The sequence below is a fragment of the Streptomyces sp. NBC_00271 genome (assembly GCF_036178845.1).
Classification (GTDB): Bacteria; Actinomycetota; Actinomycetes; order Streptomycetales; family Streptomycetaceae; genus Streptomyces.
Map to the genome: position 1 here is coordinate 6,502,836 of NZ_CP108070.1, position 14,342 is coordinate 6,517,177.

14 protein-coding genes and 1 tRNA gene are annotated in these 14,342 nt (G+C 70.3%); 3 read left to right on the top strand and 12 right to left on the bottom strand.

All coding sequences use genetic code 11. The features are described from left to right. Positions 1-53 precede the first annotated feature (53 nt). From OG798_RS29710 to OG798_RS29720, 3 genes are all read left to right on the top strand, one after another. A complete protein-coding gene (locus OG798_RS29710) occupies positions 54-1,259 on the top strand; it encodes a DNA polymerase III subunit delta' (RefSeq protein ID WP_095853359.1) in 1,206 nt (401 codons plus the stop codon). 368 nt (positions 1,260-1,627) lie between these two features. Next, the gene (locus OG798_RS29715; protein WP_328757953.1) at positions 1,628-3,187 is read left to right on the top strand and encodes an alpha/beta hydrolase; all 1,560 of its coding nucleotides are present in this window, start codon (positions 1,628-1,630) and stop codon (positions 3,185-3,187) included. A 107-nt stretch (positions 3,188-3,294) separates the two neighbouring features. Next, positions 3,295-3,368 (top strand) — tRNA-Thr (locus tag OG798_RS29720). Positions 3,369-3,419: 51 nt separating this feature from the next. Here OG798_RS29720 and OG798_RS29725 read toward each other — a convergent pair. From OG798_RS29725 to OG798_RS29780, 12 genes are all read right to left on the bottom strand, one after another. Beyond that, positions 3,420-4,817: a tyrosine-type recombinase/integrase gene (locus OG798_RS29725; RefSeq protein ID WP_328757954.1), complete on the bottom strand. Its 1,398-nt coding sequence runs from the start codon at positions 4,815-4,817 to the stop codon at positions 3,420-3,422. Between the two features lie 65 nt (positions 4,818-4,882). Beyond that, positions 4,883-5,086, bottom strand: a complete 204-nt coding sequence (locus tag OG798_RS29730) for a helix-turn-helix domain-containing protein (RefSeq protein WP_328757955.1) — start codon at positions 5,084-5,086, stop codon at positions 4,883-4,885. A gap of 467 nt (positions 5,087-5,553) precedes the next feature. Then, positions 5,554-7,029 (bottom strand): ATP-binding protein, encoded by a 1,476-nt coding sequence (locus OG798_RS29735; RefSeq protein WP_328760096.1) that lies wholly within the window; start codon positions 7,027-7,029, stop codon positions 5,554-5,556. A gap of 2 nt (positions 7,030-7,031) precedes the next feature. After that, positions 7,032-7,925, bottom strand: a complete 894-nt coding sequence (locus OG798_RS29740) for a DNA primase (protein ID WP_443053872.1) — start codon at positions 7,923-7,925, stop codon at positions 7,032-7,034. Next, complete coding sequence (locus OG798_RS29745; RefSeq protein WP_328757957.1) at positions 7,868-8,608, bottom strand: DNA methylase; 741 nt, start codon at positions 8,606-8,608, stop codon at positions 7,868-7,870. Before OG798_RS29745 ends, OG798_RS29740 begins: the two co-directional genes overlap by 58 nt. Before the next feature lie 90 nt (positions 8,609-8,698). Further along, positions 8,699-9,175, bottom strand: a complete 477-nt coding sequence (locus OG798_RS29750) for a hypothetical protein (protein WP_328757958.1) — start codon at positions 9,173-9,175, stop codon at positions 8,699-8,701. Positions 9,176-9,412: 237 nt separating this feature from the next. Then, positions 9,413-11,593 carry an FtsK/SpoIIIE domain-containing protein gene (locus OG798_RS29755; protein ID WP_328757959.1) on the bottom strand — a complete coding sequence of 727 codons (2,181 nt, stop codon included), beginning with the start codon at positions 11,591-11,593 and terminating at the stop codon, positions 9,413-9,415. Positions 11,594-11,702: 109 nt separating this feature from the next. Next, complete coding sequence (locus tag OG798_RS29760; protein WP_328757960.1) at positions 11,703-12,038, bottom strand: hypothetical protein; 336 nt, start codon at positions 12,036-12,038, stop codon at positions 11,703-11,705. Between the two features lies 1 nt (position 12,039). Then, the gene (locus OG798_RS29765; RefSeq protein ID WP_328757961.1) at positions 12,040-12,423 is read right to left on the bottom strand and encodes an RRQRL motif-containing zinc-binding protein; all 384 of its coding nucleotides are present in this window, start codon (positions 12,421-12,423) and stop codon (positions 12,040-12,042) included. After that, positions 12,423-13,322 (bottom strand): DUF2637 domain-containing protein, encoded by a 900-nt coding sequence (locus OG798_RS29770; RefSeq protein ID WP_328757962.1) that lies wholly within the window; start codon positions 13,320-13,322, stop codon positions 12,423-12,425. The genes OG798_RS29765 and OG798_RS29770 overlap by 1 nt, the downstream gene beginning before the upstream one ends. Further along, positions 13,319-13,762: a Pycsar system effector family protein gene (locus tag OG798_RS29775; protein ID WP_328757963.1), complete on the bottom strand. Its 444-nt coding sequence runs from the start codon at positions 13,760-13,762 to the stop codon at positions 13,319-13,321. Before OG798_RS29775 ends, OG798_RS29770 begins: the two co-directional genes overlap by 4 nt. Then, positions 13,759-14,025 carry a DUF6284 family protein gene (locus OG798_RS29780; RefSeq protein ID WP_328757964.1) on the bottom strand — a complete coding sequence of 89 codons (267 nt, stop codon included), beginning with the start codon at positions 14,023-14,025 and terminating at the stop codon, positions 13,759-13,761. The genes OG798_RS29775 and OG798_RS29780 overlap by 4 nt, the downstream gene beginning before the upstream one ends. Between the last annotated feature and the right edge of the window lie 317 nt (positions 14,026-14,342).

The following is a 14,342-nucleotide window of genomic DNA, read 5'->3' on the forward strand; positions in this document are numbered from 1 at the left end:
CGACCCGCACAATGGACGCGGCAAGGCAAAGTGCGACGAAAGGGCGGTGCCCCGTGCCGGTATGGGACGACCTGGTGGGCCAGGACAAGGTGAGCGAGCAGCTCGCCGCCGCCGCTCGTGACGCCGACGCCCTCGTCTCGGCGGTCGCCGCGGACACCCCGCTCCCCGAGGCGTCCAAGATGACGCACGCCTGGCTGTTCACCGGTCCGCCCGGCTCCGGGCGTTCCACCGCGGCGCGGGCCTTCGCGGCGGCGCTCCAGTGCGTGAGCCCCGACCGCGCGCTGGGCGGAGTCCCCGGCTGCGGCTTTTGCGACGGCTGCCACACCAGCCTGATCGGGACGCACGCCGATGTGCAGATCGTCCGCACCGACCTCCTCTCCATCGGTGTGAAGGAGACCCGCGACCTGGTCCGCCGTGCCCAGTTGTCCCCGGCGACCGGCCGCTGGCAGGTCATCGTCCTGGAGGACGCGGACCGCCTCACGGAGGGCGCGGGCAACGTCCTTCTGAAGGCTGTCGAGGAACCGGCCCCGCGTACGGTCTGGCTGCTCTGCGCGCCCTCCGTCGAGGACGTCCTGCCCACCATCCGCTCCCGCTGCCGCCTGCTCACCCTGCGTACCCCGCCGGTGGACGCGGTCGCCGACATCCTCGTTCGCCGTGACGGCATCGAGCCCGCTGTCGCGGCGGCCGCCGCCCGCGCGACACAGGGGCACATCGGGCGCGCCCGCCGTCTCGCCACGGACCAGCGTGCCCGTGAGCGCCGGGCCGCCGTCCTCAAGCTCCCGCTGCGGGTCGACGACATCGGCGGCTGTCTCAAGGCGGCCCAGGAGCTGATCGACACGGCCTCGGAGGACGCGAAGCAGCTCGCCGAGGAAGTCGACGTCAAGGAGACCGAAGACCTGAAGGCGGCCCTCGGCGCGTCGCAGGGCGGCCGTATGCCGCGTGGCACCGCGGGCGCCATGAAGGAGCTGGAGGACCGGCAGAAGCGCCGGAGAACGCGTACGCAGCGCGACAGCCTGGACCTGGCCCTCATCGACCTCACCGGCTTCTACCGCGACGTCCTCGCCCTCCAGCTCGGCTCCCGGGTGGCCCTCGCCAACACGGAGGCCGAGGATGTACTCGAGCGTCTCGCCCGCGGCGGCTCGCCGGAGGCGACCCTCCGCCGGATCGACGCGATCGCCGCGTGCCGCGAGGCGCTGGACCGCAATGTGGCCCCGCTGCTGGCGGTGGAGGCGATGACGATGGCGCTGCGGGCAGGCTGAGCCGAGAGGGCTCGAAGCCGCGGTCGGGCCGAGGACCCGGAGCCGACAGCGACCGGCGAACGGCCGACAGCGACCGGTGAGCACCTGTCGGTGACCGGTGACCGGCGAACAGGTGACTGTGACCGCGACCTGGCCGACAGCCGGGGGCCGTGCCGAGGGGCCGGAGTGAGGAGCTGAGGCGAGGTGTGGGGAGCAGGAGTTGAGTCGCCGTGTTGACGACATCACTCGTACGAGGCACATCCACGACTGTTGGTGATCACGGCGTCGCACAGGGTTACGCTCGCGAGATGTACTCCAGGTACTTCAGGCGCACCCCTCGGCCGTCCCGGTCCCGGCGGCCGAACCGACCCCGCGGTGCGATCCGCGCGATGCGTACCGTCCGTGCGGGCGGCGTGCTGCTCGCCGCCACCACGTTGCTCGTCACCGCCTGCTCCACGGGGAGTTCGACCAGGACGACCACGACGTCGGCGGACGCGGTGCTGGCCGCACTGCCCCGGGCCACACCCTCCACGCTGTCGTCGTACTACGACCAGAAGCTGACCTGGCGCAGCTGCGGCGTCTCCGGCTTCGAGTGCGCCACGATGAAGGCGCCGCTCGACTACGCGAAACCGGCCTCGGGCGACGTCAAGCTGGCCGTGGCCCGCAAGAAGGCGACCGGCCCCGGCAAGCGCATCGGCTCGCTGCTGGTCAACCCGGGCGGGCCGGGCGGCTCGGCGGTGGGCTACCTGCAGTCGTACGCGGGGATCGGCTACCCGGCGGAGGTCCGCGCCCGCTACGACATGGTCGCGGTCGACCCGCGCGGGGTGGCCCGCAGCGAGCCCGTCGAGTGCCTCACCGGCCGCCAGATGGACACGTACACGGAGACGGATGTCACCCCCGACGACAAGAAGGAGACGGGTGAACTGGTCGACGCGTACAAGAAGTTCGCCGAGGGCTGCGGCCGGCACTCGCCGAACCTGCTGCGGCACGTGTCCACGGTCGAGGCGGCCCGGGACATGGACATCCTGCGCGCGGTCCTGGGCGACCCGAAGCTGAACTACGTGGGGGCGTCGTACGGGACGCTCCTCGGGGCGACGTACGCGGGCCTGTTCCCGGACCGGGTGGGCCGCATGGTCCTGGACGGCGCGATGGACCCGTCCCTGTCCGCGCGCAAGCTCAACCAGGACCAGACGGCGGGCTTCGAGACGGCGTTCCAGTCCTTCGCGAAGGACTGCGTGCGCCGGAGCGACTGCCCGCTGGGTGGCCCGGGCACGAGCCCGGACCAGGTCGGCAAGAACCTCAGCGCCTTCTTCAAGCAGCTCGACGCGAAGCCGATCCCGACAGGCGACGCGGACGGCCGCAAGCTCGGCGAGGCGCTCGCGACCACGGGTGTGATCGCGGCGATGTACGACCAGGCGGCGTGGCCGCAGCTGCGCCAGGCGCTCACCGCGGCGATGAAGGACAAGGACGGCGCGGGCCTGCTCGCCCTCTCCGACAGCTATTACGAGCGCGACGCCGACGGCAAGTACGCGAACCTCATGTTCGCCAACGCGGCCGTGAACTGCCTCGACCTCCCGGCCGCCTTCTCCACGCCCGACCAGGTGGAGAAGGACCTTCCCGCGTTCGAGAAGGCGTCCCCCGTCTTCGGTGACGGTCTCGTCTGGGCCTCTCTGAACTGCGCGTACTGGCCCGTGCGGCCCACCGGCGAGCCGCACCGCATCGAGGCGAAGGGCGCGGGCCCGATCCTCGTGGTCGGCACCACCCGGGACCCGGCCACCCCCTACGCCTGGGCCAAGGCCCTCGCCTCCCAGCTCTCCTCCGGCGTCCTCCTCACCTACGTCGGCGACGGCCACACCGCGTACGGCCGCGGCAGCGTCTGCATCGACTCCACGATCGACCGCTACCTCCTCCAGGGCACCCCTCCTGCGAAGGGGAAACGCTGCGCATAGCCCTCCCGCACGCCCCGGAACCGGTCCTTCCGGGGCGTGTACGGAGCACCCCGGGAAACTGTGTAGACTTACCGACGTTGCTGATCGCACCATAGTGCGGACAGCGCGCCGCCTTAGCTCAGATGGCCAGAGCAACGCACTCGTAATGCGTAGGTCTCGGGTTCGAATCCCGAAGGCGGCTCTGTGGAAGCCCCAGGATTCTCACTCGCCGTGACCTGGGGCTTTTGCTTTTTTACCGGACGCGGCGGCGGGCGCGGGAGCGGGCCGCGCGGCGGTCTCCAGTCTCAGTTCTAGTCTCAGTTGCGGGCGCAGGGGCAGGTTCCGGAGCGGGCAGGAATGTGTCTCCCATGCGGCGCATGGCGTCCTTCGAGAGGTGCGAGCGGCCCTTGACGTAGCGGCGGGTCTGGCTGATCTGGGTGTGGCGCAGGATCTCCATGATCGTGGGCATGTCGACCCCGAGTTCGTTGAGGATCGTGCCGGCCGTGTGGCGACTTCCGTCGTAGAGGCGGCGGTCTCCGATGCCCGCCTCTGCCAGCAGTTCCTTGAATTCCTCCCAGTCGTCGCGGGGGTCGATGGGGCGGCCATCGGGCCGGGTGAACACGGCGTGGTGTTCCTGCCAGAGTTCGCCGGCGGCGGCGCGTAGTTCGTCCTGCTGTGCCTTGTGCGCGATCAGGTAGGGGATGAAGGCGGGCGGGATCGGTACGGGGTTCGTGCTCTTCTTGGTCTTCGGGCGGGTGAAGTCCAGTCCTCCGCCCTTGCGGTCGGGGCAGATGCTCGCGTGCTTGACGCACGTTGCCGAGCACGGTTTCGGGCATCCGCGCTTGTAGTTCTTGTGCGTGGCGCAGTTGGGCGGGCAGGGGTCGAAGCGGTGCAGGCGCTCCCCGCAGGCGTGCGCGTCGCCGCAGCCGTGCCGCCATGTGAGGCGCTGTAGCTGCCACTTGGGGTGGAACAGTTCGGCCGCGAGGTCGACGTACGGCCATCGCAGTCCCAGGGTTTCGCCCTGCCGGAACCCCATGCCGACGCCGACGATCCACCGCATGAACGTGGGCCGCTTGGCCGCCGCTTCCAGGAACGCCTTGGCCTCTTCCTGGGTGAACGGGTTCGCCTCGGTCTCGTCGATGCTGGGCGGGTCGACCAGCGTGGCGACGTTCTCGCCGATCATCCGGCGGCGGTGGGCAATCTTCAGGGCCCGCGACAGGATGCGGTGCACCTTGACGATGTGGGACGGTGCGTGACCGGCATCGAGCATGGCCCGGTACATCTGCTCAAGGTGCTCCGGGGCGAGCTTGTCGATGCGGTGCTTCCCGACGCCGGGGACGATGTCGTTGCGGGTCTTGGACCAGTAGTCGTCTAGGGAACGGGGCTTGAGCTTCAGGCTCGCGATGTCGGTCAGGTAGGTCTCCATCCACTGTCCGACCGTGGGCTTACGGCCCGCCTTGGTCGCGCGCCCCTCGTCACGGAGCTTCTCCAGCTCGCGGACCTTGCGGCGCACTGCGGGTTCGGTGCGGGCCATGCGGTGGCGGCGGTCGGGGCTTCCATCGGGCAGTACGCCCATGGTCACGCGACCGTGCCACCAGCCGTCATTGCCGGAGTAGATGGTCGATTCCAGATTCGACTTCCGGGGGCTCATGTGTGTTCCTCCATGCAGGAGGCGCCCCGAGCGGAGTGCTCGGGGCGCCTCAGGGTGTGCTCAGATCAGTTGGGCAGCAGAGCGAGGGCGGCTACGAAGGCTTCGAGGTCAGCACGCCGAATCCGGCGCGTGCGACCCAACTTGATGTACTTCAGGGCGCCGTCGGCCATCAGCTCATAGACGGTGGACCGACCAAGGGCGAGTGCTTCGGCGGCTTCCTCGGGCTTGTACAGGAGTCGGTCGACGGGGGCGGCGATCGCGGTGCGCATCCGGGTGCCTCCTGGGCAGTTCGTCTTCGCCTTCAGAGAGTTGCGCGGGAGACCTTGGTTCCGCGCCTGTCCGAGGTGTGGATTTCTGCGTCATTGCGTCCTCAGCGTCATTCAGGCGTCTGACCTGCGGTTTCGGGTGACGCAGCGGCTAGGGGGTGCGTCATGGTCTGCGTCATCCGTGACGTAGCCCATGACGCAGATGACGCAGGATGACGCAGGGTTCGTCGTCTGCGTCATGGCTGTATGCGCAGGTCAGGTGCCGTTTTTCGGCGTGCATGACGCAGATGACGCAGCGTCTTCCCTCTTAGAACAAAAGAGGGGGTGCCTGCTGTAGTCCGGTGCTGCTCAAAGCGTGAAGAAGGAGCCGCTGCGCGGCGCGTCCTTAGCGCGGCGCGAGCGCCGAACAGCAAGAGGAGCACGCCCCCGGCGGGTGGTGCTCCTCTTGCTTGTCCGGGTGAGCCTGCGGGTCAGAGCATCCGCTGCTGCTCGTGCGGCGGCGAGGTGGCCGGGCGGGTCATTTCCAGGTAGCGGCCCTCGCTGGTGCGGCCCGAGTCGATGAGGACACCCCGGGCAGCGAGGGTCGGCTGGAGGCGCTTGAGCCGGTCGGAGAGGACCTTTCCCGTGGTCGGCCACCCCTTGGGCAGCGGACGGCAGTCGTCGCCGCTGTAGAGGAGGCTGAGGCAGTGCAGCCACTCGGTGGAGGTCATCCGCTGCGCGGTGCCCGGCTCGATGGTGTCGGCGTGCTTGAGGACGGTCTGTGCCAACAGGTCGCCCTCGATCACGTCGTCGTTCAGATCGTCCAGGCTGGCCCGGTACGCGGCCAGCGCCCCGAGCCCGGTTGCCGCGTCGAGCTGCGCGCACAGGTGCGCGAAGTCGGCCATGCGCAGGTCGGTAGGGGTCTCCGCGTCCACGGCGCGGACCTTGACCGTCAGGTCCAGGAGCGAGCCGAGGACGATGGGGAGAGCCTCCGCGTAGTCCGTCCACAGTTCGGCTTCGGTGCGCCGGATGCGGGGGCGTTCCAGGCGCAGCGGGAGAAGCCGTTCGGCGAGGTCGGGCCGGATGACACCGACATCGATACCGGTCAGCAGCAGCGGCCGGCGGTAGCCGACGCGGAACACGTCCCCGTCGGTGAACAGGGCGCGCTTGACGCTCTCGGCTCCGGTGACGATGCAGCACATGGCGTCGGACAGGTCCGGCGTCATGTGGGAGAGGTTGTCCAGGGCGGTGACCCATCCCGCCGCCACCGCCGCGATCAGGTTCTCCTCATCCTTCGGCGCCCGGCGCAGGTCACCGCTCATGCCCTCGATGAGCCGCACGAGCATGCGTCCGCCGGTGGACTTCCCCGCACCCTGCGGACCGGTGAGGAACGGCGCGGGAACGGGCACGGACGGACCGAGACAGCCGATCAGCCACGCGATGGCCAGGCACTCGGTCTCCGCGGTGGCGAAGTTGCACAGCCGCATCAGCAGGTCGATGCCCTTGCCGTTCGTGTCCTTGGCGGGCAGGGGCAGTTCCCCGGTGAGCTGGGTGCGCCGCCAGCAGACTTCCTGCGGGTCGGGGGTGAGGATGTCCCAGCCGGTGGGGTGGATGCGGACGGACTGTCCGTCATCGCGGCCCAGGTCCAGCCAGGTCGCCCCGTCGAATCCGGGGGCGACGCGGATGTGCACGGGCTGCACGTCCTCTGCCAGCGCGAGCGCTTCGATCAGGTCCAACGCTTCCTTCAGAGCGGTGCCATTGAACACGCCACGACCATCGCGGAAGAGGCCGACCATGAGTTCCTGGCGGTGGCTGCCCGTGGTGCCCTGGGAGCGGATGGGGCGGGCTACGGGGTGGCCGTTCTTCTGCGCGTACACGGTCCCGTCAGGCGTGCGGAAGTACCGGAAGTGGGCCTGCGCGTAGTCGGTGATGATCTGGCGGGCGGGGTTCTTCTCGTCGTCGGCCATGGTCACAGTCCCAACGTGGTGCGGGCGTTGGTCCACGCGTCGGTGCAGTGCCGGACCGATTCGCCCTTGGCCTGCGCGGCGGTGAACAGCCGGGCGATGTGGGTGTCGGTGAGGCAGCCGCACCGGCCGTGGGTGGACAGCACGGCAAGGAACGTGCCATAGACGGTGGCGTGGATCGCCTCACGGGCGCCGGTGATGCGCTGCTCCGCCATGGCGATGCCACGGTTCAGGAAGGCGGGCGTGCGATGCCGGCACACTCCGCCGTGGCCTCCCAGAGGCGCTGAGATGGCCTGTGGCGTCCTGCGGGCCGGGGACGGTTCCATTACTGCCAGGGCGCGCGCAGAGTCCGGGAGAGCGGCCATGGTGCCGGCGCCGGGCCCGAGCCAACGGGCGTAGGACATCAGCGACTTGACGTCCACGCCGGGCCGGACCGCGTTGGCGGACTGCATGACGCCCCGGTAGATCCAGTGCTCACCTCGGGTCGTCGGCACGGTACGGGTCGCGGGCAGCGTCTCGCGAGCCCACGCGACCGCCGCCGCGTTGTCGAGGTCGACCACGGTCAGCCCGGCGCCCCCAGGGTGGTAGGCGACCGCCGCCGCCTGTTGCCATGCTGCCTCCCACTGGGGGGAGTTGAGGACGTGCGGGTCGGTGGTGGCGGCGGCCCATGCGTGACAGGGAGCGGGGCAGTGGCAGGGGCCCGGGGTCTTCATGTTCGGCCGGCCGCCGCACGCGTTCTTCGCGCAGGTGCGGCAGTTGCCGAACGGCCCCTTTCCCGCCCGCAGCGGCAGCACCGGCACGCTGGCCGCCGCGAGTTCGAGCGCTGTGTGCAGAAGGGCGGTCACGCAGCGACCTCCAACACGGTGGTGAGGGTGGCGAGGAAGGTGCGGCCGATCCATTCTGTGTACGCGGGCGGGAGGGCTTCACGCAGACGGAAGTGGTCGGTGGACCAGTCGATGCCCTTGGCCTCCCGGATCTCCGCTGTGGTGGCCTTGCCGCCGCCCTTGCCGTATGCGGCGACGTAGGGACCCTCGCGGTAGACGCCGTGGCGCCAACCGCGCACGTAGCCACGGTGCTCGGGGTGCGCCGGCTGCGGGGTCGTCCACCCGCCCAACTCGAAGTAGCGGTGCATCAACACGCCGAGGCCGAACTGTTCCCCGCACAGGCGGATGTCCTTGCGAACCTCGGAGCCGGCCACGTTCTCCATGACGTACGGGCGGCCGGTCGCTTCCAGAGCGGTGCGGACGGGGCGGATGAGCCGGGGGTAGGTGCGGCCGATCGCGGCGTTGCGTGCGGCGTTGGTGCCCTTCGTGGGGGCGCCTTCTCCCTGGCAGGGCGGAGACACGTGGATGAAGTCGAACTCGTGGCCGTGGGCGCGGATGAAGTCGACGATGTCGCCCTGGTGGAAGGTGTCCCCGCAGTAGTCGGGTTGGGCTTCCTTGTCGACGCCGGTGATGTGGCAGTTCGGGCCGAACGCGCGCTTGAGTCCCTTGGTGGCGCCGCCGATGCAGCAGCAGCCGTCCAGAACCCGGACGGGCGCGAGCGTGGCGGGCACTCGCCGAATGTCAGTGGCTTGGGTCATGCTGGGTGACCTCCAACAGGTCTGTTGATGGCTGGTTGGGCAAGGGCGACCCCGGATTCATTGGCGTGAGTTGGGGGGTCGCCCTTGGCGTCACTGCTGGTTGTTCGTCTTGGCCCACACGCCGGTGGTCCGGCTGTGGACGTTGCGCCGGTCCTGGTAGACGGGGCCCTCGTAGTGGTGGTGGACGTCGGGGGCGGGCTTCGCGTGCTTGGCGAGCCGGGCGAGCGCGAGCACGAGGGCGGTGGGCGCGCCGAAGACGAGGCCGCACACGATGGGGTCGGCGAACTGGGAGACGTACATGAGCACGGCCGCTGTGCCGCCGACCATGGTGGTGGCGGTGGCGCCGGCGAGCATGAGCACGCTCGCGTCGGTGGCTCCCTGGCCCATCGGGGGACGTCCGGGCTGTGCGACGGGCGGGGTGTCGCCGTGGGTGGGCACGGGGGTGTCGTCGCGGTAGGCGGTGGGCCGGTAGGCGTCGGCGATGATCCTGCGAGCCTCGCTCGCGGCTTGCTCGTCGGTCATCACGGCGTTCGGCTGGGTGGTGCCGGGGGTGGTGTCGGGGTACATGCGGGGTCCCTTCCGGGCACGGTTCGGGGAGGCGGGGCGCCCCTGCACGGGGCGGTTGTGAGGGGTTGGCCAGGGGGCCGCTCAGCCCCCTTTACCGGCCTTACCTTGCAGGTCAGAGGCCTCTACCTGCCCCTCTACCGGGGTAAGGAGTCCCCTCTACCCGGCGGCGGTCACGGAAGAGCGCGCGCCGCCGGGTGAAGGGGTCTCTGGAGGGGGTTGGGGTAGGGCGGGGGGTCTTTACCTGCCGACGCTCAGCAGCACCTCGGCGGGCACGGCCGCTTCGATGTCGCGGCGCTGGTATCCGGCCCCGTTGGCGCCGCTGATCTTCACCTGCTTGCTGGTGCGCTTGACGCCCGCGCTCTCCAGCTCGGAGGCGAGTCGTTCGGCGTTGAAGTCGCCGTAGACGTCCTCGTCGAGGTTGACGAGACCGGCGAGCAGGTCGGTGGTGAACATGCGCGGCGAGTGCCGCATGACCTCCAGGGCATCCGAGACGATCGCGGGCACGCTCAGGCCCGCCGCGTCGGCAGCGGCGGTCACGTCACCCGCAGCGTCTCCGGTGAGCTGTCCGGCCACTTCGCGCAGGGCGCGGCCCTTGCGGCACAGAGCGGCGAACCCGGGGCCGTCGAGGTAGTCGGCCCGCACGGTGACGTAGGAGGCGGGGCCGGTGACCAGGACACCCACACCCTTGTGGTCCTCGGACAGCACGGACGCGTCGGCGCCCTGGGCGGCCTTGCCCTTGCCGAGGACCATGTCGGAGCTGGTGCGGTCGACGACCTGCGTCGAGTAGCGGATGGTGATGATCTCCCGCAGCTTCGCCGGCACCGACTCCGCGTCGGGACGCTGGGAGGCGAAGTTGGAGACGAACCCGGCAGCCGGGCCCCGGCGGGCGACGCGGCACAGGTCGTTGATGACCTGCTCGCGGTCCTCGCGCTCCATCGCGGTGAAGAACTCCTGCAACTCGTCGATCGTCACGAAGATGACCGGCAGGTTGTACTTGACCATGATGTCCGGGGTCAGCTTGCCCTCCGGGCACACCGACGTCGGCAGGTCCCGCAGCAGCGCGAACCGCCGTTCCATCTCCGCCAGCAGCTCTTGCAGCATGGCCTTGAGTGCTTCGATCGCGTCGTCCTCGGCCCCCATGATCAGGCGGTGGGCGACTGCCTTGGCGGGCATCCAGTCGGCGCCGCCCTTGCCGTCGGCGATGTAGTGGCGCACGTAGGCGTCCAGCAGACCGGCCGCGGTCAGCAGCCGCTGCGAGAACGTCTTGCCCCGGCGGGGCAGGCCGCCGAAGAACATCGACTGCCACATGACCGGCACGTCGATGCGGTTGCCGCGCGCGTCCTGCCCGAACGGGACTGCGTCCCAGATGGAGAACTTCTCCGCCTTCTCCAGCGGCGACGGGTTGAGCGGGCCCAGGTAGGGGTCATCGTCGGCCACCCACATGGACACGCGGCCGGCGTTGCCGCCCTTGGCCGCGCGCACGCGGGACATGATGACCTGGATCTCGTCGACCCCGAGTTCCTGCGCGATGACCTCCCGCTTGGCCAGCACGTCGGAGGCGGTCTTGCCGCCGCCGCGCGGCAGGTCGAAGATCACGGCCCAGCCACGGCCATCGCGGACCGGGCCCATCGTGCACGACACCTTCGGAAGGTCTTTTTCGTCCTTGCCGCTGCCGCTTTTGAGGAGGCCGGCGGCGCGCAGAGCGTCGTTGAGCTGCTGCGCGGACATGTCCACCTTCAGCGGCGGCGCCGCCTGGTCCAGGAGGCGGGTCTCCTTGCCGCGCCCGAGGTAGGCGAGCGGCGTGACCACGGCGGCGGCGCTCAGGACCTGGACGAGCGGGGGCGCGAGCGCGATGCCGAGCGCGGCGGTGGCGACCGCTGCGGCGGCGGCGCCGAAGCGCCAGCGGCGGGTCTGGGTGCGGGCGTAGTGCGCCATCTGCAGGCGGGCGGCAAGGTCGACGTCTTCGGGGCGGGCCTTGACCTGCGCGCGCAGTGCCTTCACGGCGGCGCTGTGGTCCTGCGCGGACAGCGTCGGCCATAGACCGGCCGCCGCCCTGAAGAACCCGCGTGCGGCCAGCAGTATGGTCTTGAGCAGGTATTTCGGGGTGCGGAAGCCGTGGTAGCGGGTGTGCCACCAGGTCAGACGTCCGAGTGCCTGGACGTTGGCGATGACGGAATCCCGCGAGCGGGCCCACGCGGGCAGCACGGGCGCGTCCGGGACGGTCAGCCAGTCGGCGAGCGGGTTGCCAGGCCGGTCAACCGCCTCACCCTCAGCGGCCGTGACCGGTACGGCGGCGGTGGCGCCGGCGGTGGCGGTGGGCTTGGCGAGGTCGACCACCAGGGCGGTGGTGCCGGTGCGGTGGTCGTCGAGGCGGTGGACGGTGCCCATCGGGGCGTTCTCGGTGGCGGGTTCGGACATGACGCAGGTACTCCTGACTGCCCCCGGACCAGCGGTCCGAGGGCACAGCAAAGGGGGGAGGTTCGGGGAGGTCAACGGGGGTGCCGGGCGCGATGGTTGGCGCCGGCGGTCACCACCAGGACGAGGACTTCTTGCCCGCCGCCACGTTCTTGGCCTTGGCCTTGGCGTCCTCACGGACGAGCGTCTCCCGCACGGTCCGCAGCGCGCTCAGCTCGGTCTCGAGCCGACTCTCGATCTGCTCCGAGAGCCGGTCCAGCTTGCTCTCCGCACGGGAAGGACTGTTGCCCCGCACGACACTGCGGGAGCCGCCGGCCAGCGCGCCGAACACCTTGCGCTTCTCCGAGCCGGTCAGCGGCCACCACTCGCCCCGCTTGACCGCTTCCAGCTTGGCGGTGGCCATGACGATCTCGCGGTCCACACGGCGGATCTCTGCGTTGTTGCCCATGTCAGGCAGTTCCTTCCGGGTAGGCGCACAGCACGCAGCAGCCGAGCGAACGCGGCATGCAGTAGCTGTAGGTGATTTGGCAGGTCGGGCAGGTGCGGCGGGCGAGCATCGCGAGCGCGAGCGCGCCCCACTTCCGTGAGGTCATCGGCCGTACCGGCAGGGCGAGGTCGATGCGGTACAGGTAGGCGACCCGGACCGTGCCGGAGCGGCGGTTGATGCGCATGACCTGCGCCGCGATCGGCTGACCGCCCGGACGCAGCCCCCGGGCCCGTAACTGTCGGCGGGTGGCCAACTGGTGGTCGTCGGGGGCGAACTTCCAGGGGTAGGTGGGGATGCCGTAGCGGGCGCCGGACGGGTCGAAGCACTTGCCGAACGCGGCGGACATCACGGCGCCCCGACAGCGGCGGCGCGCTCGGTAAGCAGCGTGTCGCGCAGCACGCGGGCGTTGGCCGGCGACGTGTGCACCTCGCGGCGGATGCCCTCAGCCGTCACCTTGCTGTCCGGCAGTCCGGTCATCGCGGTACGGGCCTCGTCGAGCAACTGCGCCGGCGTCCGCTTCGGTCGGGGCGATCGAGCCGCTTCAGGAACCCGACCGGTCGCCCCACGCGGACGCGGCGACGTGGCCGCCACCGTGCTCTTCGGAGTCGACCCGATCGGCTTGACCGGGGTCGGGGCGATAGCCGGAACGGGCTTGAGCGGGAGAGCCGACTTCAGGAAGCCGACCGCGACCGGATCGGGCATCCGCACCGGGTTCGCCACGGCGGGCGCCGGGGTCGATTCCGGCAGGTCAGCCGTAGACCGATTCCTTACGGTCTCGGTAGATTCCTCCGCATTCATGACCGGGGGCGGGATCGGGGCGGGGCGGTGGTGCAGCACCTTCGCGACGAGATCGGAGCCGAAGTAGATCGACCCGACCGGAAGCGAGGTGGCCAGCAGTACGAGCGCCCAGTTCGCCGGGTCCCAGTCCGCGAGTCGTCCCCAGTCGACCGTCCGGCCGTGGAGCTCGGGAACGAGTCCGTGGACGTAGTTGAGGACCAGTGAGGCGAGCGTGTAGGTGCCCAGCACCCGCAGCGCGAACGTCCGGTCCCGTCCGGCCAGAACGAGGGTGGCGACCAGAGCGAGGGCCATGAGGCCGTCGACCACGAACGGGTAGAGCGTCGCGGCGGTGTGGTCCGCGCCGATGGCGTTGGCGATGTCCCGCAACGCGTTCCACGAGACGCGGAATGCCATCGCGACGACTGCGACCAGCGCCGTTACCAGCAGGATCCTGCCCGCGCGGTTCATGCCGCACCCCCGAGTGCGAGCAGAGCCGCGAGGATGAGCAGGGCGCCGCCCGCGCGGGTCAGGTGGACCGCCCGGCGCAGGTTGGTGAACTTGGCGACGGCGATCCGGGACAGTCCCGCGATGTCCGCGGCCTGGTCGTCGGCGAGGGTGGTGCGGATCTCCTCGGCCGTGAGCGTCGCCCACAGCGGGAACCCGCGGCCACCGCCCAGGTTCGGGCGGACCGCCCGCAGCAGCAGGTCAGCCGCAGCGACCAGCAGCCCCATCCCGAGCCCGCCGGCGATGCACGCGGGGACGGCGAGGGGGACGTCCTTGGCGACGGTCCACGTGCCGGCGAGGACGGCTCCGACGAACGCCAGTAACAGACCGGTCTTGGTGTCGGTCCGCGCGATTTCCGCCTTCACCTCCGCGTGCGCGGTGGCGAGCGTCTGAGGGGTGCTCACGCGCCCACCCCCGGAACCAGCGGCGCGACCTGGTTGGCGAGCACCAGCCGCATGGCCAGCGCCACGCTGCGGGCCCGGCGGATGCGGCGGGTGTCCAGCTCGGTGGGGGTGCGGTCTAGGGCGATGATCTGTGCGTCCAACAGGTCGATGTCCGCCTCGATGGCGGGCATCTCAAGGTCGATCGCGTCCAGTTCTGCGGCCGTCGGCTCCATGAAGTCGGCGAACGCGGTAACAGCATCTTGAACAGTGACGATGGGGTTCATTGGGTCGTGTTCTCCCTTGTAGGTGGAACGGCCCGAACAGCGGCTCCCGGGTGGCACCCCGGGAGCCGCGCGCCGTTGTTGGGTTGATCTGCTCGGCCGAGCAGCCACGGCCCCCGGCGCCCCGTACCGAGGCGTCAAGGACCGTGAGCACTCGGGCTCACTTCGACCCATCGACCGCCCGTGTGCAGGCGGCTGGATCGGCACTCTGTTGAGTTCTCAAGGAACGACCAGGTCAGGGCCCTCCTGCGAAGGTGAGCTATCCCGAACCGGCACGGCCTGGAAGCAGCCCGAAGAAGAGCCCTTTCGACACGCTGTCC

What these genes read in the sequence shown, in the direction of transcription:
- OG798_RS29715 (WP_328757953.1), top strand. Translation starts at nt 1,628, where the DNA reads ATGCGTACCGTCCGTGCGGGCGGCGTGCTGCTCGCCGCCACCACGTTG.
- OG798_RS29725 (WP_328757954.1), bottom strand. Translation starts at nt 4,817, where the DNA reads ATGAGCCCCCGGAAGTCGAATCTGGAATCGACCATCTACTCCGGCAAT.
- OG798_RS29730 (WP_328757955.1), bottom strand. Translation starts at nt 5,086, where the DNA reads ATGCGCACCGCGATCGCCGCCCCCGTCGACCGACTCCTGTACAAGCCC.
- OG798_RS29735 (WP_328760096.1), bottom strand. Translation starts at nt 7,029, where the DNA reads ATGGCCGACGACGAGAAGAACCCCGCCCGCCAGATCATCACCGACTAC.
- OG798_RS29740 (WP_443053872.1), bottom strand. Translation starts at nt 7,925, where the DNA reads ATGGATCGGCCGCACCTTCCTCGCCACCCTCACCACCGTGTTGGAGGT.
- OG798_RS29745 (WP_328757957.1), bottom strand. Translation starts at nt 8,608, where the DNA reads ATGACCCAAGCCACTGACATTCGGCGAGTGCCCGCCACGCTCGCGCCC.
- OG798_RS29750 (WP_328757958.1), bottom strand. Translation starts at nt 9,175, where the DNA reads ATGTACCCCGACACCACCCCCGGCACCACCCAGCCGAACGCCGTGATG.
- OG798_RS29755 (WP_328757959.1), bottom strand. Translation starts at nt 11,593, where the DNA reads ATGTCCGAACCCGCCACCGAGAACGCCCCGATGGGCACCGTCCACCGC.
- OG798_RS29760 (WP_328757960.1), bottom strand. Translation starts at nt 12,038, where the DNA reads ATGGGCAACAACGCAGAGATCCGCCGTGTGGACCGCGAGATCGTCATG.
- OG798_RS29765 (WP_328757961.1), bottom strand. Translation starts at nt 12,423, where the DNA reads ATGTCCGCCGCGTTCGGCAAGTGCTTCGACCCGTCCGGCGCCCGCTAC.
- OG798_RS29770 (WP_328757962.1), bottom strand. Translation starts at nt 13,322, where the DNA reads ATGAACCGCGCGGGCAGGATCCTGCTGGTAACGGCGCTGGTCGCAGTC.
- OG798_RS29780 (WP_328757964.1), bottom strand. Translation starts at nt 14,025, where the DNA reads ATGAACCCCATCGTCACTGTTCAAGATGCTGTTACCGCGTTCGCCGAC.